Source organism: Flagellimonas sp. CMM7, from assembly GCF_021390195.1.
Lineage (GTDB): Bacteria > Bacteroidota > Bacteroidia > Flavobacteriales > Flavobacteriaceae > Flagellimonas.
The window spans coordinates 1,812,565-1,831,386 of the sequence record NZ_CP090003.1 but is presented as its reverse complement, the minus strand read 5'-3'; the positions used below and the strand labels follow the sequence as shown (position 1 = coordinate 1,831,386).

Sequence of the window (18,822 nt, the reverse complement as noted above, 5' to 3'; positions counted from 1 at the left end):
TTTGAGAGACCGATATTTTGAGCGAAATGCAAAAAAACACTTTGACTAGATTTCTTCTTGTAGTTGCACTATTTTTAGGTCAGTTCACTTTTGCGAGTGATACGGAAAAAGAGGCCGGCGAACACGGTAAGGACCTTAAGACAGAAATTAAGGAATATATCTCCCATCACCTTCAGGATGCACATGATTTTTCTTTGTTTTCTTATACCAAAGAAAATGGCGAGCATAAATATGTTGGCTTTCCATTGCCTGTTATTTTATGGGACAATGGACTAAAGATTTTTTCCTCTTCAAAATTTCATCATGGTGAGACATTGGCTGAGGCAGAAGGCAACCATTATAAGCTTTACCATGGTAAAATATATAAAACAGATGCAGAGGGTACTATTCATTATGATGAAGAGCACCATGCAACCAACGTAAAGCCATTGGATTTTTCAATCACCAAGAATGTTGTGATGATTATCGTTACAGGATTGTTGATGTTGTGGTTGTTTACGAGCTTGGCTAGATCTTATGCAAAGAACAATGGCGTACCAACAGGTGCCGGTCGTTTCTTTGAACCAATAGTACTTTATATAAGGGATGATATCGCAAGACCTAATATTGGAGAAAAGCGTTATAGAAAATACATGCCATTTTTGTTGACCATATTTTTCTTTATATGGTTTTTGAACATGTTTGGATTGACTCCATTAGGGATTAACGTAACAGGTAATATCGCCATAACAGTTTCTTTGGCAATCATGACCTTTTTAATTACCAATTTAACAGGAACAAAGGATTATTGGATGCACCAATTTGACCCTCTAGGAAAATCATTGCCTTGGTATGGTAAAATTCCATTGTACATTATTTTGGTTCCTATTGAATTATTGGGATTGATCATTAAGCCATTCTCATTGTTGATTCGTTTGTATGCAAACATGCAGGCAGGACATATTGTATTGATGAGTTTGATTGGTTTAATGTTCATCTTTAAAAGTTGGTTGGGTAGTCCATTGTCTTTTGGACTTGCCTTCGCCATTTCATTGATTGAAGTATTGGTAGCATTGCTACAAGCATATATTTTCACCATGTTATCCGCTCTGTATTTTGGATTTGCCTCTGAAGAACACGAGCATGAGCATGAGGCAGAAGTTGCCCATTAATAAATGAACAAAATTGTCACTTCGAGCGTAGTCGAGAAGTGCTGAAAATTGAATTTTAATTTTTAAACTAGATAGATATGGAAATTCCAGTAATGGTAGGTGCAGGTTTAGTAGTTATTGGTGTTGGTATGGGTATCGGTAGAATCGGTGGTTCTGCAATGGATGCTATAGCACGTCAGCCTGAAGCTTACGGAAAAATCCAAACAGCGATGTTGATTGCAGCAGCGTTGATTGAAGGAATTGGTTTTGCTGCTTTATTCGCAGTAAACTAAATCTAATTAGGGTTATGGCTGTAACGGTTGGTTGCAGCCAAACCTTGTTTAAAAAGTTATACTAATAGAAAGTAATTATGGCAAAGTTATTAGAAGAGTTTTCATTAGGACTGTTTTTTTGGCAAACACTGTTGTTTGGACTATTGTTGTTCCTCATGTGGAAGTTTGCATGGAAACCTATCCTAAAAGCTATAAATGACCGTGAAGATGGTATTAAGAATGCTCTTGATGCAGCTGAAGATGCCAAAAAAGAAATGCAGAATGTTACTGCAGATAGCGAGAAGCTTTTAAAAGAAGCAAGAGCTGAAAGAGAGGCGATGCTTAAGGAGGCTCGTGAAATCAAAGATAAAATTGTTGCCGATGCCAAAGACCAAGCTCAGGTAGAAGGTGATAAAATGGTGAAGCAAGCACAAGCAACCATTGAAAGTGAAAAGAATGCGGCTGTTGCAGAGATAAAAACGCAAGTAGCCAATCTTTCAGTAGACATTGCAGAAAAAATCATCAAAGGAGAATTGTCCGACAAGAAGAAGCAACTGAAGTTGGTAGATGATATGTTGGGTGATATCAAATTGAACTAGATAAGCATGAACGAGAGTAGAGCAGCCATACGCTACGCAAAAGCAACCTTAGATTTCGCTATCGAAAAGAAAGCGGCAGATGCCGTTGAAAAAGATATGCGAGAAATAGCAGCTGTAATCGCAGAAAACGTGGAGCTTCAAAATCTTTTGGAAAGCCCAGTGGTTAAAGGTGAGGCAAAAAAGAATTCGTTACATGAAATCTTCAAGGGTTCCCAAGAAATTACCAAAGGGCTTATTAGTACTTTAACAGACAACAAGAGGATTGCATTGCTACAAGAAGTGGCATTAAAATACATTATTCTCCATGAGCAATTAAAGGGAGAGGATATTGCCTATGTTACCACAGCAGTTCCTTTAACAGGAGAGCTGGAAAAGAAAATATTGGCCGAGGTTGCTAAAATGACCAAAAACGAGGTCACTATAGAAAACAAAGTTGACGAAAGCATCATAGGAGGATTTGTGTTGCGTGTTGGGGATTTACAATATGATGCCAGCGTAACAAACAAATTGAACGGATTAAAAAGAGAATTTACAAATAGTCTATAAAAATGGCAGGAGTAAAAGCCGCTGAAGTATCAGCAATTTTAAAGAAACAATTATCAGGATTCGAAGCTACCGCTTCTTTGGATGAAGTAGGTACAGTATTGCAAGTAGGTGATGGTATCGCACGTGTATACGGTTTATCCAATGTACAATACGGAGAATTAGTTGAGTTTGAAGGCGGACTGAAAGGTATCGTTTTGAACTTGGAAGAAGATAACGTTGGTGTTGTACTATTGAGCCCTTCACGTGATGTGAAAGAAGGTTCCGTTGTAAAAAGAACACAGACGATTGCTTCTGTTAATGTTGGTGAAGGCATTGTTGGTCGTGTGGTAAATACTTTAGGTGTTCCTATCGATGGTAAAGGTCCTATCTCAGGCGAAACTTTTGAAATGCCATTGGAGCGTAAAGCACCTGGGGTTATCTTCCGTGAGCCGGTAACCGAACCATTACAAACCGGAATCAAAGCAATTGATGCTATGATTCCTGTAGGTAGAGGTCAGCGTGAGTTGGTAATTGGTGACCGTCAAACAGGTAAGACTACGGTTTGTATTGACACCATTTTGAATCAAAAGGAATTTTACGATGCAGGTGAGCCTGTATATTGTATCTATGTGGCCATAGGACAAAAAGCTTCTACTGTTGCAGCTATTGCCCAGGTTCTAGAAGATAAAGGTGCTTTGGCCTATACTACTATAGTTGCGGCTAACGCATCTGATCCTGCTCCAATGCAGGTGTATGCTCCATTTGCAGGTGCTGCTATTGGAGAATACTTTAGAGACACGGGTAGACCAGCTTTGATTATCTATGATGATTTATCAAAACAAGCGGTTGCTTATCGTGAGGTTTCTCTTTTGTTAAGAAGACCACCGGGACGTGAAGCATATCCTGGGGATGTATTCTACCTTCACTCAAGACTATTGGAACGTTCGGCAAAAGTGATCAATGATGACACTATTGCAAAGGATATGAATGACCTTCCAGATACCTTGAAGCCTATGGTAAAAGGTGGCGGTTCTTTAACAGCACTACCTATTATTGAAACACAGGCGGGTGATGTATCAGCATATATACCAACCAACGTAATTTCTATTACAGATGGTCAAATATTCTTAGAGCAAGATTTATTCAACCAAGGGGTAAGACCTGCAATTAACGTGGGTATCTCGGTATCTCGTGTTGGAGGTAATGCTCAGATCAAAGCGATGAAAAAAGTAGCGGGTACATTGAAGCTGGATCAAGCTCAGTTCCGTGAACTTGAAGCTTTTGCAAAGTTTGGCTCTGATTTGGATGCGGCTACATTGAACGTAATTGAAAAAGGACGTAGAAACGTTGAGATTTTGAAACAAGCGCAAAACGATCCTTTTACAGTTGAAGATCAGGTTGCCATTATCTTTGCAGGTTCTAAAAACCTTTTGAGAGATGTTCCTGTTGATAAGATAAAAGAATTTGAAACAGATTTCATTGAGTTTATGAATGCCAAACACAGGGATGTATTAGATACCTTAAAGGCTGGAAAATTGACAGATGAGGTAACAGATACATTAACTGCTGTTTGTAAAGACCTTTCAGGAAAGTATAGAGGGTAAACGATTGTCATTCCTGCGAAAGCAGGAATCCATAACTAAATAGATTCCGCATCAAGTGCGGAATGACAAAAAAATATAATGGCGAATCTAAAAGAAATAAGAAATAGGATAGTTACGGTATCATCGACCATGCAGATTACCAGTGCCATGAAAATGGTTTCTGCTGCCAAGTTGAAAAAAGCCCAAGATGCTATTACCGCAATGCGTCCTTATGCAAATAAGCTTACTGAGTTATTGCAAAATCTTAGTGCAAGTTTAGATGGTGACACAGGAAGCAAGTTTGCCGATAATAGAGCGGTTAATAAAGTATTAGTTGTAGCCATTACCTCTAACCGTGGATTATGTGGTGCTTTCAACACCAACATTATTAAACAATCCGTTGCTTTGATTGAGGATACTTATGCAGGAAAGCAGGTCGATTTTTTAGCTATTGGAAAAAAAGGAAATGATATCCTTGGGAAGAAGGGCAATGTAATTGCCAATCACAGTCAAGTTTATGATGATTTAACCTTTGATAATGTAGCTGTAATTGCCCAAGATTTGATGAATCATTTTACCGAAGGCAATTACGATAGAATAGAATTGGTTTACAATAAGTTCAAAAATGCTGCTACTCAAATTGTGATGTCGGAGCAGTTTTTACCTATTGTCCCTGTTGAAGGAGATACATCTGGTGCTGCGGATTATATTTTTGAGCCTTCCAAGCCTGAGATTGTGGAGCAATTGATTCCGAAATCATTAAAGACACAATTGTACAAAGCTGTTCGCGATTCTTTTGCCAGTGAGCATGGAGCGCGTATGACAGCGATGCACAAAGCAACAGACAATGCTACAGAGCTTAGAGATCAATTAAAATTAACCTATAACAAAGCAAGACAAGCTGCCATTACCAATGAAATTTTGGAGATTGTTGGTGGTGCCGAGGCATTGAACAATTAAGCTTGATATAGATATTTATAAAAAGCCACTTCTTTGGAAGTGGCTTTTTTGCTTTTAGTGAGTTCGAGCGTAGTCGATAACTATATTAGCCTTTCTTATTCAAAGGCGAATCAATACTATTTGCGTGATGAATATCGATATACTGCTGATTCAATTCATCCGAATCTTTGTATTGAACACGTAGCTCTTCTAGTTTTTTCTTGAGTTCTGTTACCACATCTTTATAAGCAGGATCATCATACACATTGTTCATTTCTTGTGGGTCTTTTTTGCGGTCATAAAGCTCCCATTCATCAACATCGTAGTAGAAATGAGCTAACTTATAATCAATGGTCACTATCCCATAATGCCTTTTTACCTGATGTACTGCAGGATATTCATAGTAATGATAATACACTGCATCTCTTGTCCATTCGGCGTTATTGGATGTTAAAAGAGGCATCAGACTTTCACCTTGCATATCCTCAGGAGCTTCAATTTGCGCAGCCTCTAAAAAAGTTTGTGCAAAGTCTAGGTTTTGCACCATTTCTTCGCTTGTTATTCCTGGCTCAATCCTGTTTGGCCAGCGAACCAATAAAGGAGTCTTAAACGATTCATCATAAATAAAGCGTTTATCAAACCAACCATGCTCACCTAAATAAAAACCTTGGTCAGAAGTGTAGACCACCATGGTATTATCAGATAATTTGCTATCATCCAAGTATTCTAAAACACGCCCTACATTATCATCCACAGAAGAAATACAGGCCAAATAATCCTGCATGTATCGCTGGTATTTCCATTGCATTTTTTCTTTATCCGTCATCGATGGCCAATTCTCTTCAAAATCTTTATTGATTTCATCTAAAACAGGCTCATACAAGGCTTTTTGTTCCTCAGTTATTCTGTTTATATAAGGATTTTCCCATCCCCCAGGATACTCTCTTACATCTGGGGTTACATGCTTCATTCTGGCTACAGTTTCAGGACGAATCTTGCTATCGTGACTGTACATCATGTCATACAGTAAATTCATTTCCGCAGTTTTAGCTGCTGTTCCTCGATTTTTGTAATCATCAAAAAGCGTAGCGGGCTCTGGAAATTTTTTGCCCAAAAACTCCTTAAACTTGTCCGGTCTTGGCCACCAAGGTCTATGCGGTGCTTTGTGGAGATACATCAACATAAAGGGCTTTAAAGTATCTCTTTTTTTGTCCAGCCAGTTTAAGGTCAGGTCCGTAATGATGTCGGTCACATATCCCTCAATTCTAGTGGTATCCCCAGTTTTTGTAATAAAATCTGGGTTGATATAATTTCCTTGACCAGGTAGAATCATAAATTCATCCACACCTTTGGGGTTGTTGCCAAAGTGGAGTTTTCCAAACATTGCTGTTTGATAACCTGCCTGTTGGAAAATTTGAGGAAAGGTAACCTGGGTCGTATCAAAAGGCATCTGATTATCTACTTTGCCATTGATGTGTGTATGCTTCCCAGTTAAGATAGTGGCTCTAGATGGAGCACAAATAGAATTGGTTACGGAGGCATTTGTAAATACAATACCTTCTTTACCAATGCGATCAATGTTTGGGGTCTCTATCAAATGATCACTATAAGTGCTTATGGCTTGGTACGCATGATCATCTGACATGATAAAGATGATATTGGGTTTTTCGTGGACCACTGGGCCAGCTTCTTTTTTCTTCTCAACACAGGATACTAATGCTAGAAGAAGTAGGATGGCCGCTATTTGTTTTGATAAAGTTTTCATTGGTTGAATTGTTTGCACTGAAAAGATATTAATTATTTGCTTCAATATGATTGAAGAACAGGTTTTAGTTTGAAGCGGGGTATTCATAAATTTACGAGGAATGAAAAATACAAGTTAAGGTTGCACACCAATAACTAAGGGGTTTTGCGTAACTTGTGCCCACCTTGTTAGAGGTTTTCTTAAAGAACAAATTCCTATTGAACCCACTAAAAAGACTTTTTAAACAAACTTTTATTTATGGCTTGGCTACTGTTTTGCCAAGGGTCATTTCCTTCTTTTTGCTCCCGCTGTACACTTCCGTTTTTGAAAATGCCTCTGGCTATGGGCAGTATGTAAACATATATGCTTGGATTGCCATTTTCAATGTCTTTTTGGCGTACGGAATGGAAACTGCTTTTTTCCGCTTTTACCATAAAAGAGAAGATAAGAAATCCGTAATCTCCACCTCTATAATTTCTTTATTGGTATCATCGCTATTATTTCTAGTGTTGGCACTAGTAGTAAAGGAAAGCTTGGCGGACTTTACCAACATCAATGTTGACTATATTAAGTTTACCACCTATATCTTGGTTTTAGATGCATTGGTCATTATTCCTTTTGCACTTTTAAGAGCTCAGGAAAAACCAATGAAATATGCAATCCTAAAAACGGTGAATGTTGCCATTAATTTGGGCTTCAACGTTTTTTTCTTGCTCATTCTGCCAAAAGCCGTTCAAGATACCAATGAAGGGTTTTTAAATTCCATATACAGAGAAGGTTGGGAAATCCAGTACATATTTATCTCTAACATTATTGCAAGTGCTGTTACCTTGTTATTGCTTTTGCCGACATACTTCAAAATTTCCTATAAATTTGATTCTTCCCTATGGAAGCAAATGCTTAAATATTCCGGACCTATTATGGTAGCGGGGATTGCGTTCACCATAAACGAGGTGGTGGATAAGATTTTATTAACTGAGCTTTTGCCGCCCGAAACGGCGGCTGCAGAGGTGGGCAAGTATGGTGCATGTTACAAACTGGCACTTTTTATGACCTTGTTTGGAACCGCATTTAGAATGGGTGTTGAGCCTTTTTTCTTTAGTCATGCCAAAACTGAAAAACCCCAAAAGACATACGCCCAAATCACCAATTATTTTGTGATATTGGGAAGCATCATACTGCTTGCCGTAGTGGTTTTTATAGAAGTATTGGGGAAGCTTTTAATTAGAAACGCCACTTATTGGGAAGCATTGGATGTAGTTCCCATTATATTGTTGGGCAGTTTATGTTTGGGAATCTATCATAATCTGTCCGTCTGGTACAAGATTACGGATCAAACCAAGTTTGGAGCCTATATTTCTTCCATAGGAGCGTTGATTACCTTGATTGTAAACATTGCTTTCATTGAAAAAATAGGGTACATGGCTTCGGCATTGGCCACTTTGTCTGCATACGCAAGTATGATGTTACTTTCTTATTACTTTGGAAGAAAGTATTATCCAGTTCCCTATAATATGCGCAAAATAACATTCTACCTATCCATCTCCATATTGTTTTCTGCCTTGTCTTTTTATGCTTTTAATCGAAATTTAATAGCAGGTGGGGTCTTACTTTTGCTATTTTTGATGCTAGTTTACAAAATGGAAGGAGACAAGTTAAAGACCATATTTCTACAGCGTGAAAATTAAAATAATCAATACCTCAAATCATCAATTGCCCCATTATGAAACACTTGCTTCAGCAGGCATGGATCTAAGGGCAAATATTACCAAACCCATTACGTTAAAGTCACTCGAAAGAGCTATCGTTCCCACAGGAATTTTTATAGAATTGCCTGTCGGTTATGAGGCGCAAGTAAGACCTCGAAGTGGCCTTGCAGCAAAAAAAGGGATTACCGTGCTAAATGCTCCGGGAACAGTTGATGCCGACTACAGAGGCGAGGTGGGCGTTATTCTAGTAAATCTTTCTAAAGATGATTTTACCATTGAAAACGGGGAACGTATTGCCCAAATGGTTATTGCTAAACACGAACGCGCGGAATGGATACAGGTGGATTCTCTTTCTGAGACGGATAGGGGCGCTGGAGGTTTTGGCAGTACCGGAACACAATAAATCTAAACACTAACTACGTTATATTAGAGAACATATGAAAATTATTGTACCCATGGCGGGAAGAGGTTCCCGATTAAGACCACATACATTAACAGTTCCAAAACCATTAATTCCGGTTGCAGGCAAACCTATTGTCCATCGTCTGGTGAGTGATATTGCCAAAGTATTGGGAGGGCAGATAGAAGAAGTTGCTTTTATTTTGGGTGATCCAGCCTTTTTTGGAGATGATGTTGTGGAAAGCCTTATGCAATTGGCGGAGAGTCTTGGCGCCAAAGGATCAATTTACAGACAAGATGAACCCTTAGGGACTGGACACGCTATTATGAGTGCAAAGGATTCATTAAGCGGCCCTGCAGTTATTGCTTATGCGGATACACTAATACGTGCTGATTTTGATTTGGATAAATCTGCAGACAGTGTCATTTGGGTGAAACAAGTGGATAAACCAGAGGCGTTCGGAGTGGTAAAACTAAGCGAAGAAAATGAGATAGTGGAGTTGGTTGAAAAACCCGAAGAATTTGTTTCGGACCTGGCTGTAATTGGTATTTACTATTTTAAGGATGTAAGTGTTCTTAAAAATGAATTGCAATACGTTTTGGACAATGATATTATCAATGGTGGAGAGTATCAAATTAATGATGGAATAAAACGAATGATGGAGAAGGGCATGAAGTTTGTCCCAGGAAAGGTAGATGAGTGGATGGACTGCGGAAACAAAAATGTGACCGTGGAAACAAATCAACGAATGCTTGGCTTTTTAGAAAAAGATGGAGAGGGATTGATTGCAGATTCTATTCAAAAAGAAAATGCAAATATTATTGAACCTTGTTTTATTGGTGAAAATGTAATGCTTAAAAATACTACAGTTGGTCCTTATGTATCAGTAGGCGCAGATACGGTTATTGAAAACTCAACCGTTAAAAATAGCTTAATTCAAAGTAAAAGCACCATCAAAAATGCTAATTTGGATAATGCCATGATTGGCAACCATGTAGTTTTTGATGGTAATTTTGAGACCATTAGTATTGGGGATTATTCCGTTATGGAATAGTTATCCAAAAGTTGCTTAGATAAAACGTAAAATTCTATGTAAACTGGAAAAACAAGTAAGCACATATATAATGATATTCTTGCTTTCTCTTGGGACATATGCCCAAGAAGAAGAGAAAAGCGCTGAGGTTTTTTTAGAAGAATATACCGATGAGTTTCAAGAAAGTTTTTTTGAAGCATTAAAACAAAAAGGGATTCAAAACTATGATAGAGCCATTGACTTTTTTTTAGAATGCAAGCAATTGGATTCCTCAAATAGCGTCATTGATTATGAATTGGCAAAAGCTTATTTTTTAGATAAGCAATATATTCAGGCTCAGGAATTTGCTATTGATGCCTTGAATGCAAAACCAATGGATTTTTGGTATTTAGAAACCTTGTTACGGGTTTTGGAAAAACAAGGAACTTCCATTGATGCAGTTCAGCAACAACTTCCTTTTTCCAACAACAAGTTGCAGGAGAACCTTGCTGTTTTCTATTTTAAAAAGAGAAAATATAATGACGCATTAAAGGTTTTGGAAGGTCTTGGCGACTCAAAATTTGCCACAAATCTAACTTTAAAAATCAATGATTCCATACAACGAATAAACGAAAAATTAACTGCTGTGGTTAAGCCGGAAAAGAAGCTGCAAAAGGAGGATAGCCCAATAGCTCAATATCAATCGCAAATAGAAGAACTTTTGGTAAAAGGGGATTTCAAGAATATGGAAGAGGTTTCTAAAGAAGCTTTGGATTCTTATCCACTTCAGCCATATTTTCACTATGCATATGGAACAGCACTTAATAGAACTTCAAAATCTACCAAAGCGGTGGAAGTTTTAGAAAGCGCTCTGGATTATCTGTTAGACGATGTTCCCTTGGCCAACAAGATTTACGCAGAATTATCAAAAGCATATACAACTATTGGCAACGCTTCTAAGGCAAACGAATACTTGAACAAAATAAAAACAGGTCTGTAATGCGGTTATTGCAAATAAGGAAACGGTTCACATTTTTGTTTTTATGCGCTATAGTTATTAGCTCATGTAAAAGCACAAAGAGTGTTGTTGGGGGTGAAGTTGATTCAGGAATTTCTACAAAACGTATTATTGAAAATCATTATGCCAACCAGGTCGATTTTAAAACCTTGAGTGGAAGGGTAAAAATTGATTACTCGGATGGGGAAAAAAACCAAGGAGTAAGTGTGAGCCTTAGAATGGAAAAAAACAAGGTGATTTGGATCAGTGCTCCATTAGGTGTAGTAAAGGCACATATAACTCCAGAAAGAGTTTCCTTTTATAACAAACTACAAGGAGAATATTTTGATGGGGACTTTGGTTACTTAAGTGAACTCTTAGGCACGGAGCTTGATTTTGACAAAGTTCAAAATCTGTTGCTGGGGAATGCAGTTTTTGATTTGAGAAAGGAGAAATATACTTCTGCAATCAGTGAAGGAGATTATCAATTAAAACCAAAAAAGGCCAAAGAGCTATTTAAAATATTGTTTCAATTAGAGCCTCGAAACTTTAAGATTTCTTCCCAAGAAATTTCGCAGCCGGAGGAAGATAGACAGTTGCAGGCAAAATATACCTATCAGGATATTTCAGGCAAGATATTTCCAAACGAAATTCAGATTGTGGCTGCTGAAGAACAGGATAAAACCATCATCGATTTAAGTTTTAAAAACCTGGAGATGAATAGAAACTTGAATTTTCCTTATAAGGTTCCAAAGGGATTTGATGAAATTATATTAAAGTAATATGATAGATAAGATTTCATATTGCATTTGCTGTCTGGTTTTTACGATTTTCTTTTCAATTTCTGCCACTGCGCAGACCAGTGAGCAAAAGGCTTTGGAGTCCAAGCGAGAGAGGTTGCAGCAAGAAATCAAGGAAATCAATAGATTACTTTTTGCCGAAAAGAAGGAAAAAGGGACTGTCTTGGATCAAATGGAAGCTCTGGATAAGAGAATTAATGTAAGGCAAGAGCTTATCAGGGTTACCAACCAACAATCCAATTTACTCAACAGACAGATAAACGTAAACATTAGAAGTATTAGCAAGCTTAGAGAAGATCTTAAAATTCTAAGAAATGATTATGCCAATCTTATTCAAAAATCATATCAGAATAAGGCGCAAAGTAATCGGCTAATGTTTCTCTTGTCCTCAGAAAACTTTTATCAAGCATTTAAGAGACTTCAGTACATGGAGCAATATGCAAAGCATAGAAAAAAACAAGGTGAAGATATCATTATAAAAACCAATGAGCTTGCTACCCTAAATCAAGATTTGGTAACGCAACGAAAGACCAAAGAACAGTTATTGGTTGAAAATAGAAAGGTAAAAAACGAGCTGTTCAACGAAATAGAATCCCAAAAGAATTTGTTGCGCAGTATTCGACAAAATGAAACAAAATACACAGCGGCAATTGCAGAAAAACAGAAGGAAGCCCGTAAAATTGACAGAGAAATAGAACGACTAATAAAAAGTGCTATTGTAAGCACCAATAAAAAAGCAGGGAAGTCCAGTAGAACGAAATTTGTACTGACTCCTGAAGCTAAATTGGTTGCCAACAACTTTTCCGCAAATAAAGGGAAACTTATTTGGCCTGTGGAAAAAGGAATAAAAAGCCAGGGGTATGGTGTTTACAGCGATAAACTTTACCCGGGAATAAAACACAGAAACAACGGGGTTACTATAGCTACTGACCAAGGCAGTAAGGCTAGGGCAATTTTTGAAGGCGAAGTTATTGCTATTTTAACGGTTCCCGGAGGTAGCAGAGGAGTGCAGATAAAGCACGGAAATTACATTAGCACATACTACAACCTATCCAATGTATATGTAAAAAAAGGAGACAGAGTAGGCGTAAAGGAAGTGCTTGGAGACATTTATACCAATCGGTTTGACGGTACAACAAAATTGAAATTCTACCTTTATCAAGATTCCAATCGATTAAATCCGGAGGATTGGATATATCAATTGTAAAACATGAGAACAATTACAGATTTAAACGGAACGTTTGAGCTGAACAACGGCGTTTTAATGCCCTATTTTGGTTTGGGGGTGTACTTATCAAAAGATGGCGACGAAGTTGTAAATGCCGTTAAGGATGCCTTAAACCATGGCTACAGACATATAGATACAGCTTCAATTTATAAGAACGAAAATGGTGTGGGCGAAGGCATCAAGCAAAGTGGTGTAGATCGGAAAGATATTTTTGTTGTAAGCAAGGTTTGGAACGATGATCAAGGGTACGATACTACGCTAAAAGCATTCGATGATAGCCTAGAAAGATTGGGGACGGATTATTTGGATCTCTATTTAATTCATTGGCCTAAGGGGAATAAATCTAAAGATACCTGGAGGGCCATGGAGCGTTTGTATGATGAAAAGAAGGTTAGAGCCATTGGGGTGAGTAACTTTATGCAGCACCATTTAGAGGATTTGTTGACGGAGGCAAAAATAACACCCATGGTCAACCAAATGGAGTTCCATCCGTATTTAGTGCAGCAAGATTTGATTGATTTCTGTCATAAAAATGGAATTCAGTACGAAGCATGGTCCCCTATGATGCAAGGGAATATTTTTGATATTCCTGCGTTGAAGGATTTGGCAAAAAAGTACAATAAGACAGTTGCCCAAATTGTTTTGCGTTGGGATCTTCAGAAAGGAGTGGTTACCATTCCAAAATCGTCAAAGAAAGAACGCATTATCTCAAATGCTGCCATTTTCGATTTTGAACTTTCCAAAGAGGATGTCCAATTGCTTGATGGCCTAAATAAAGACAAAAGATTTGGTCCAGACCCTGATAATTTTGATTTCTAAACCTTAAGAAGTAAACAAAGCTTTCAATTCGGTAGCATCTGACGGCTTCATTTTTCCTGCCAAGACCAGACTAAGCTGTTTTCTACGCAATGCGGCTGCAAAACGTTCTTTTTCCAAATCTGTTTGAGGGTCTAACTGTGGAACTTCAGTTGGTACTCCAGTATCATCGACTGCCACAAAAGTGTAAATTGCCTCATTTGCTTTGGCTCGTTCGCCTGTAAAACGATCTTCCATCCAAACATCAATAAATATTTCCATAGAGCTTTTAAAAGCTCTTGAAACGGCAGCTTCAACGGTTACTACGCTTCCTAATGGCACAGAACGGTTAAATGCAACATGGTTTACAGCTGCTGTGACCGTAATTCTTCTACTGTGTCTTCTAGCAGCTATACTTGCCGCTCTATCCATACGGGCTAAAAGTTCACCTCCAAAAAGATTGTTCAAGGGGTTGGTTTCACTTGGCAATACCATATCCGTCATTACAGTACGTGATTCACTCGGAGTTTTTGTGCGCATAGCTTTTTAATTTTGCGCAAAGATATTGAAGTGTGGAATATGGTTTTAAAGAAACAAGGATTATTTCTCGGATAACATCCAAGCGTCTGCAGACTCTGTTCTCTTAATCTTTCTTAAAAAGGAAAGGGCTTCCTTCGGATTCTCAAAGCTGTCATAGGCCACTTGATGTAGACCAAACTTGTTTGCACCCAAATAAATAGCATTGTATCCCTTTTTCTTGAGCTGTGCTACTTTCTTTTCAGCATTTTGTTCAACTCTAAAAGCCCCGGCAATTACATGATGTTTGCCAAGTTGCTTTTTATTGACTTTGATGTTTATTGCAGGAAACTCTAATGGGGCAGTTTCAAAAAAAGTAGCTTCCTGAATAAGTTTGGAAACCTGTTCTTGAGCATCTTGCTGTGCCGCTACTTGATTTTGCCGAATACCGTCATAAGCTGTATAGGAAGTAGAACCTAAAGAGACAGCCAAAAGCAAAACTGCAGCATATTTTAACCATGGTCTAAAAGAAGATTGCTCTCTTTTTTCTGGAGTTATGATAAATGGAATCTTTTCCTCCAATTCTTCAACTTCCTCTTTTAATACTTCTCGTTGAATGGGCGTTGCAGCAAAGGTGGAAAGACCAAAAGAAGAGGTTAGGTAGTTGATTTTATTTTCAGGTTGAAACTGAATTCTTTGCTCTCTGTTCAACCACAACTTGCCAACACCAAAGAGTTCAATATTTTCTCCACGCTGCAATTTTTTGTTCCAAGTTTCTGCTACATTTTCAACCTCTTGCAACAATTCTTCATAACCAAGATGTTTTTCCTTGGCAATATGGGATACAAGCAAGCCATCGTTTTTGGACAATTGCGAGTTAAAAGAAACTGTTTTGGAAGGAGGTATTAAAGTATTCGTCTGGTTATCAAGCTCCGCAGATTTTCCATGTGCCAAAAAGGCTCCAAATCCTGGGACAACAACACAATTGTAATTGTATAATAATTCTTCTATGTAAGACTCAATCTGCATCGTCACAAATATTGAAAAAAAACCAAGAGAACAAAATAGAGAGGATCACTTTTTATTAACATTTGAAATTCTGTATTTTGTGAACAACTTAACCACTTATATAAATGACTGAGGATGAAATTCTTGCTGCACTTAGACTGCAGAAAGTTCCAAATATTGGCGACGTAACGGCAAAAAAACTGATTTCCCATTGTGGTAACCCAAAAGCAGTTTTTAAGGACAAAAAGCAAAACTTACTAAAGATTGAGGGAATTGGGCAAACAACACTGAAAGGACTCCATGATGCAATTCATCTAGAAGAAGCTGAAGCAGAATATGATTTTCTTTTAAGAGAGAACGTTGACTTTATCTACTTTATGGATGAAGATTACCCAAAGTATCTTCAGCATTGTATAGATGGCCCCATATTGTTTTTTCAAAGCGGTAATATCGATTTGAGGAATAAAAAAATCATCAGCGTAGTGGGCACTCGAAATATCACCAGTTATGGCATTGCGTTTTGTGAAAGTTTTATTGAGGAGATTAGCGCACTAGACCCCATTATTGTAAGTGGCTTTGCTTATGGAGTGGATATCACAATTCAAAAAGCAGCAAATGAAAAAGGATTACAGACCATTGGTTGTTTGGCACATGGATTAAATCAAGTTTACCCTAAGGCACATAAAAAGTATGTTTCGCCAATAGAAAAGAACGGCGGGTTCTTAACGGAATTTTGGAGTACAAGTAATCCAGATCGGGAGAATTTTTTAAAACGAAACAGAATCATTGCAGGCATAAGTGAAGCTACCATTGTAATTGAATCTGCGGAAAAAGGAGGCAGCTTTGTTACTGCAGATATTGCAAATGGGTAGCATTATAATCTAGAGTTTTTGCAGTAAAAATATCTTTAAAAAGCGAATTCAAACTAAAATAAAATATAAAAAATGCGGCAAACTCTTGAAAGCTGCCGCATTTAATTACAATTCAGAAAATTTAGTCATTTCTGACTACCTCAAACTCAAGGCAGCCCACAACATCCACTTGCTGATTAGGAAGAATCTCACGTCTGCCGAAGCCATTCAATTGAAATAAACAAAACCTTGGTCCAACATATCCTCCCAATTCAAGAAAATGGGAACGCCCGTAGCGACCTTTTTGTAAATCAAATTGACGCTTGTTTATTATGACTTCAAAGAATACATCATCAATTCCCAAAATGGTTTTTGTGATACCGTTCTTTTGTACCGATTTGATACCATTTTCCATTGCATACTTGGAACTGTAAGTCTCGCTTACACCCAAAATATCACCAGTATCATCTTTAAATACAAAATAAGGCTCCCCATTTTTTGCAACCCTTCTTTCGAAGAATTGAGGATTTGTACAATTCGACTGTATCCAAAGAATGGCCTTTGTTGCATCCTTCTTAGAAGAATAGCTATCGCTGCTTCTCAATATGATTTTGTGATTGGCAGCTTTTAGATTAAAATAATATTTACCGTTCTTACCTTCGAAGACGGTGTATCGCTCTTTAAGCATGATTTTTATTTTTTAATTAAACATATTCGCCCAAAATTGACCTAGTCTCAATCCCTGAAACTGAGGCATAACTTTTCAGGACTATTCGGTTTTGAAAAGTTAAACGAGTAATTATTAAATAAATAGATGAAGCGAAATTTGTTTAATTCTATGTTGAATGGGAACGACCTTTGGATAAAGTCAGAAAATAAAGTACTTTTGAATTGCTAAATTGAAAAGACTCATTGGATTCATCAGTCCAAAGTTTCTAAAATTTTATCCAAAAATCAGGTCGGTCTCATATCTTCCTGATTTTTTTTTCAAATATACAAGATCAATTATTTGATTTTAACCAAAATGGTAAAAAATGAAAAATAGTTATTAACTGTTTTGTTGATAACTTTAATTGGCAATCTATCAACAACTTACATTATTCGGTAACTTACAAAGAATGATTTTTTACCTAACTGAAGAGGTTAAACTTCTCTTGAAGTGTTATATTGCGGTCTTTGTTCACTCTAAAAAATTTATCTTTTGAAGTCAAAACTTTGGGAAAACTTTGATAGTCCTGGCCAAGCCTTAAAACATTGCCTAAAGGCAAAGGGGTGGACTCAGGAGGACTTGGCCCTAATTCTCTCTATTTCAACAAAACATACGAATGAAATTATAAAAAATAAAAAATCTGTATCCGTTGAAATGGCTTCACTTTTAAATAAAGTTTTTGAACCAGAAGCTAGAGACTGGGTTCTTTTGGACGCTATATATCGACTCCAAAATAGAACGGAGGAGGTCATTGATAAAGAAAACAGTGTTGCTCTAAAAGCAGATATTTACAAGTATATGCCTGTAAACGAACTTATTCGAAAGGGCTGGCTCAATAAGTATAAAGATATAGATGAGCTTAAAATTCAATTAAAAAAGTTCTGGCAGATTGATTTAAATGACGAGCTAGATTTTTCTTTTTTGGAACAGGGAGTGCAAAATTTGGCTTTTAGAAAGTCAGAAGCTCACAAAGGCTTTCAATCATACAATGCACTTATTTGGCATCAAAAAACTCTTAATCACTCAAATAAATTAAAATCATATCCCTATGATAAAAAGAAGCTTGAGGAATTATCGGTTTTAATTCCAGAGTATTCCTATAGGAAAAATGGAGTGAAATTGTTTCTTAAGGAACTGGAACAAACGGGTGTTAAGTTTGTGTACCTTTCACATCTCTCGAAAACATACTTGGATGGAGCGGCTTTCATGTCTTCTGAGGGGCCTGTTATTGGAATGACTGGTCGATATGACAGAGTAGATAATTTTTGGTTTACTATCTCACACGAAATAATTCACGTAACAAATCACTTAGATTCAAGCAACGCTAAATCAATATTCATTGATGACACAGCAAAAAAAAGCAATCGAAAAGCAAAAATTGAACAAGAAGCAGATGCCGGAGCAGAACGAATATTAATGAGTGAGAAGATTCTAAACTTTTTTGATGAATATCTCGGTTATATTCCTGAGGATACGATATTGGAATTCTCAGAAGACAATAAAATTCATCCTTCAATTGTAGTTGGCAGTTTAGCATATAATGATATGATATCTTACTCGACTTCACATAGATTCAAAGAAACCATAAGGGATAAAATACCCAATACTTATCGTGCAGATTGAAAAAGCGCTAACGTACGAGACAGAAATTTAACCATCATGGTAAGACCATAGCTATTCATTGTCCTATAGTTACTAGTGCGGAATAAAAATGGACAAATTCTACTGGAACAAGGTCAGAATAAATTATGATCAATAGACGTAAAGGTTTACTTTGGCGTAAACATTCTTTACAACAATGTCCAAAACTTTAAATGGTTCACCTGACCTATCCGAGTTTATTAAAGAGGCCTATGGTTCTCCGGAACAGTTGGCAGCAGTGCTTGATTTAGGAATCGAAATGCTGTTCTATTTGGAGGAGGATACTTTTGAGCGCAAGGATGTTCAGCACGTAGCATCTGCCATGAGATTAGTTAGGGATGTTCTAAGACAGGGCAACTAAGCT

At 37.3% G+C, this 18,822-nt stretch carries 19 protein-coding genes and 1 pseudogene; 16 read left to right on the top strand and 4 right to left on the bottom strand.

Going from position 1 to position 18,822, the window contains the following annotated elements; all coding sequences use genetic code 11:
* Nucleotides 1-26: 26 nt before the first annotated feature.
* The 6 genes from atpB to atpG all read left to right on the top strand — a co-directional run bounded on the left by atpB (nucleotide 27) and on the right by atpG (nucleotide 5,069).
* Complete coding sequence (gene atpB, locus LV704_RS08435) at nucleotides 27-1,151, top strand: F0F1 ATP synthase subunit A (RefSeq protein WP_163420807.1); 1,125 nt, start codon at nucleotides 27-29, stop codon at nucleotides 1,149-1,151.
* Between the two features lie 77 nt (nucleotides 1,152-1,228).
* Nucleotides 1,229-1,423: an ATP synthase F0 subunit C gene (gene atpE / locus LV704_RS08430; RefSeq protein ID WP_163420808.1), complete on the top strand. Its 195-nt coding sequence runs from the start codon at nucleotides 1,229-1,231 to the stop codon at nucleotides 1,421-1,423.
* A 77-nt stretch (nucleotides 1,424-1,500) separates the two neighbouring features.
* Nucleotides 1,501-2,001 (top strand): F0F1 ATP synthase subunit B, encoded by a 501-nt coding sequence (locus LV704_RS08425; protein WP_163420809.1) that lies wholly within the window; start codon nucleotides 1,501-1,503, stop codon nucleotides 1,999-2,001.
* Nucleotides 2,002-2,007: 6 nt separating this feature from the next.
* A complete protein-coding gene (gene atpH / locus LV704_RS08420) occupies nucleotides 2,008-2,547 on the top strand; it encodes an ATP synthase F1 subunit delta (RefSeq protein ID WP_163420810.1) in 540 nt (179 codons plus the stop codon).
* A 2-nt stretch (nucleotides 2,548-2,549) separates the two neighbouring features.
* Entirely contained in the window at nucleotides 2,550-4,130 is a 1,581-nt protein-coding gene (atpA, locus tag LV704_RS08415) for a F0F1 ATP synthase subunit alpha (RefSeq protein ID WP_163420811.1), read from the top strand.
* A 78-nt stretch (nucleotides 4,131-4,208) separates the two neighbouring features.
* On the top strand, nucleotides 4,209-5,069 hold the full coding sequence (gene atpG / locus LV704_RS08410; protein WP_163420812.1) for an ATP synthase F1 subunit gamma: 861 nt from the start codon (nucleotides 4,209-4,211) through the stop codon (nucleotides 5,067-5,069).
* 85 nt (nucleotides 5,070-5,154) lie between these two features.
* On the opposite strand, the gene LV704_RS08405 is transcribed toward atpG, so the two are convergent.
* Nucleotides 5,155-6,813, bottom strand: coding sequence for a sulfatase (locus tag LV704_RS08405; protein ID WP_163420813.1), 1,659 nt, complete (start codon nucleotides 6,811-6,813; stop codon nucleotides 5,155-5,157).
* 197 nt (nucleotides 6,814-7,010) lie between these two features.
* Between LV704_RS08405 and LV704_RS08400 the strand changes: the two genes are divergently transcribed.
* The 7 genes from LV704_RS08400 to LV704_RS08370 all read left to right on the top strand — a co-directional run bounded on the left by LV704_RS08400 (nucleotide 7,011) and on the right by LV704_RS08370 (nucleotide 13,757).
* On the top strand, nucleotides 7,011-8,480 hold the full coding sequence (locus LV704_RS08400) for a lipopolysaccharide biosynthesis protein (RefSeq protein WP_163421841.1): 1,470 nt from the start codon (nucleotides 7,011-7,013) through the stop codon (nucleotides 8,478-8,480).
* Nucleotides 8,470-8,904, top strand: coding sequence for a dUTP diphosphatase (dut, locus tag LV704_RS08395; protein WP_163420814.1), 435 nt, complete (start codon nucleotides 8,470-8,472; stop codon nucleotides 8,902-8,904). The genes LV704_RS08400 and dut overlap by 11 nt, the downstream gene beginning before the upstream one ends.
* 34 nt (nucleotides 8,905-8,938) lie before the next feature.
* Entirely contained in the window at nucleotides 8,939-9,955 is a 1,017-nt protein-coding gene (locus tag LV704_RS08390) for a sugar phosphate nucleotidyltransferase (RefSeq protein WP_163420815.1), read from the top strand.
* Nucleotides 9,956-10,025: 70 nt separating this feature from the next.
* The gene (locus tag LV704_RS08385) at nucleotides 10,026-10,913 is read left to right on the top strand and encodes a lipopolysaccharide assembly protein LapB (protein WP_163420816.1); all 888 of its coding nucleotides are present in this window, start codon (nucleotides 10,026-10,028) and stop codon (nucleotides 10,911-10,913) included.
* Nucleotides 10,913-11,692 carry a DUF4292 domain-containing protein gene (locus LV704_RS08380; protein WP_163420817.1) on the top strand — a complete coding sequence of 260 codons (780 nt, stop codon included), beginning with the start codon at nucleotides 10,913-10,915 and terminating at the stop codon, nucleotides 11,690-11,692. Before LV704_RS08385 ends, LV704_RS08380 begins: the two co-directional genes overlap by 1 nt.
* 1 nt (nucleotide 11,693) lies before the next feature.
* Nucleotides 11,694-12,917, top strand: coding sequence for a murein hydrolase activator EnvC (locus tag LV704_RS08375; protein ID WP_163420818.1), 1,224 nt, complete (start codon nucleotides 11,694-11,696; stop codon nucleotides 12,915-12,917).
* A gap of 3 nt (nucleotides 12,918-12,920) precedes the next feature.
* Nucleotides 12,921-13,757, top strand: coding sequence for an aldo/keto reductase (locus LV704_RS08370; protein WP_163420819.1), 837 nt, complete (start codon nucleotides 12,921-12,923; stop codon nucleotides 13,755-13,757).
* A 3-nt stretch (nucleotides 13,758-13,760) separates the two neighbouring features.
* Here LV704_RS08370 and LV704_RS08365 read toward each other — a convergent pair whose 3' ends face one another.
* The gene (locus LV704_RS08365; RefSeq protein ID WP_147741627.1) at nucleotides 13,761-14,273 is read right to left on the bottom strand and encodes an acyl-CoA thioesterase; all 513 of its coding nucleotides are present in this window, start codon (nucleotides 14,271-14,273) and stop codon (nucleotides 13,761-13,763) included.
* A 60-nt stretch (nucleotides 14,274-14,333) separates the two neighbouring features.
* Nucleotides 14,334-15,278: an SPOR domain-containing protein gene (locus LV704_RS08360; protein ID WP_163420820.1), complete on the bottom strand. Its 945-nt coding sequence runs from the start codon at nucleotides 15,276-15,278 to the stop codon at nucleotides 14,334-14,336.
* 104 nt (nucleotides 15,279-15,382) lie between these two features.
* Here LV704_RS08360 and LV704_RS08355 point away from each other — a divergent pair.
* Nucleotides 15,383-16,123: pseudogene (locus tag LV704_RS08355) on the top strand (DNA-processing protein DprA); the annotation flags it as partial.
* 127 nt (nucleotides 16,124-16,250) lie between these two features.
* On the opposite strand, the gene LV704_RS08350 reads toward LV704_RS08355, so the two are convergent.
* On the bottom strand, nucleotides 16,251-16,796 hold the full coding sequence (locus LV704_RS08350; protein WP_163420822.1) for a YegP family protein: 546 nt from the start codon (nucleotides 16,794-16,796) through the stop codon (nucleotides 16,251-16,253).
* Nucleotides 16,797-17,309: 513 nt separating this feature from the next.
* Here LV704_RS08350 and LV704_RS08345 point away from each other — a divergent pair.
* Together LV704_RS08345 and LV704_RS08340 are read left to right on the top strand one after the other, a co-directional pair.
* Nucleotides 17,310-18,440: an ImmA/IrrE family metallo-endopeptidase gene (locus tag LV704_RS08345; protein WP_163420823.1), complete on the top strand. Its 1,131-nt coding sequence runs from the start codon at nucleotides 17,310-17,312 to the stop codon at nucleotides 18,438-18,440.
* A 175-nt stretch (nucleotides 18,441-18,615) separates the two neighbouring features.
* Nucleotides 18,616-18,819, top strand: coding sequence for a hypothetical protein (locus LV704_RS08340; RefSeq protein WP_163420824.1), 204 nt, complete (start codon nucleotides 18,616-18,618; stop codon nucleotides 18,817-18,819).
* The last annotated feature ends 3 nt before the right edge of the window (nucleotides 18,820-18,822 follow it).

Excerpts from the sequence above, each read along its gene's own strand:
- atpB (WP_163420807.1), top strand. The coding sequence starts at position 27 with ATGCAAAAAAACACTTTGACTAGATTTCTTCTTGTAGTTGCACTATTT.
- atpE (WP_163420808.1), top strand. The coding sequence starts at position 1,229 with ATGGAAATTCCAGTAATGGTAGGTGCAGGTTTAGTAGTTATTGGTGTT.
- LV704_RS08425 (WP_163420809.1), top strand. The coding sequence starts at position 1,501 with ATGGCAAAGTTATTAGAAGAGTTTTCATTAGGACTGTTTTTTTGGCAA.
- atpH (WP_163420810.1), top strand. The coding sequence starts at position 2,008 with ATGAACGAGAGTAGAGCAGCCATACGCTACGCAAAAGCAACCTTAGAT.
- atpA (WP_163420811.1), top strand. The coding sequence starts at position 2,550 with ATGGCAGGAGTAAAAGCCGCTGAAGTATCAGCAATTTTAAAGAAACAA.
- atpG (WP_163420812.1), top strand. The coding sequence starts at position 4,209 with ATGGCGAATCTAAAAGAAATAAGAAATAGGATAGTTACGGTATCATCG.
- LV704_RS08405 (WP_163420813.1), bottom strand. The coding sequence starts at position 6,813 with ATGAAAACTTTATCAAAACAAATAGCGGCCATCCTACTTCTTCTAGCA.
- LV704_RS08390 (WP_163420815.1), top strand. The coding sequence starts at position 8,939 with ATGAAAATTATTGTACCCATGGCGGGAAGAGGTTCCCGATTAAGACCA.
- LV704_RS08385 (WP_163420816.1), top strand. The coding sequence starts at position 10,026 with ATGATATTCTTGCTTTCTCTTGGGACATATGCCCAAGAAGAAGAGAAA.
- LV704_RS08380 (WP_163420817.1), top strand. The coding sequence starts at position 10,913 with ATGCGGTTATTGCAAATAAGGAAACGGTTCACATTTTTGTTTTTATGC.
- LV704_RS08375 (WP_163420818.1), top strand. The coding sequence starts at position 11,694 with ATGATAGATAAGATTTCATATTGCATTTGCTGTCTGGTTTTTACGATT.
- LV704_RS08370 (WP_163420819.1), top strand. The coding sequence starts at position 12,921 with ATGAGAACAATTACAGATTTAAACGGAACGTTTGAGCTGAACAACGGC.
- LV704_RS08365 (WP_147741627.1), bottom strand. The coding sequence starts at position 14,273 with ATGCGCACAAAAACTCCGAGTGAATCACGTACTGTAATGACGGATATG.
- LV704_RS08360 (WP_163420820.1), bottom strand. The coding sequence starts at position 15,278 with ATGCAGATTGAGTCTTACATAGAAGAATTATTATACAATTACAATTGT.
- LV704_RS08350 (WP_163420822.1), bottom strand. The coding sequence starts at position 16,796 with ATGCTTAAAGAGCGATACACCGTCTTCGAAGGTAAGAACGGTAAATAT.
- LV704_RS08340 (WP_163420824.1), top strand. The coding sequence starts at position 18,616 with ATGTCCAAAACTTTAAATGGTTCACCTGACCTATCCGAGTTTATTAAA.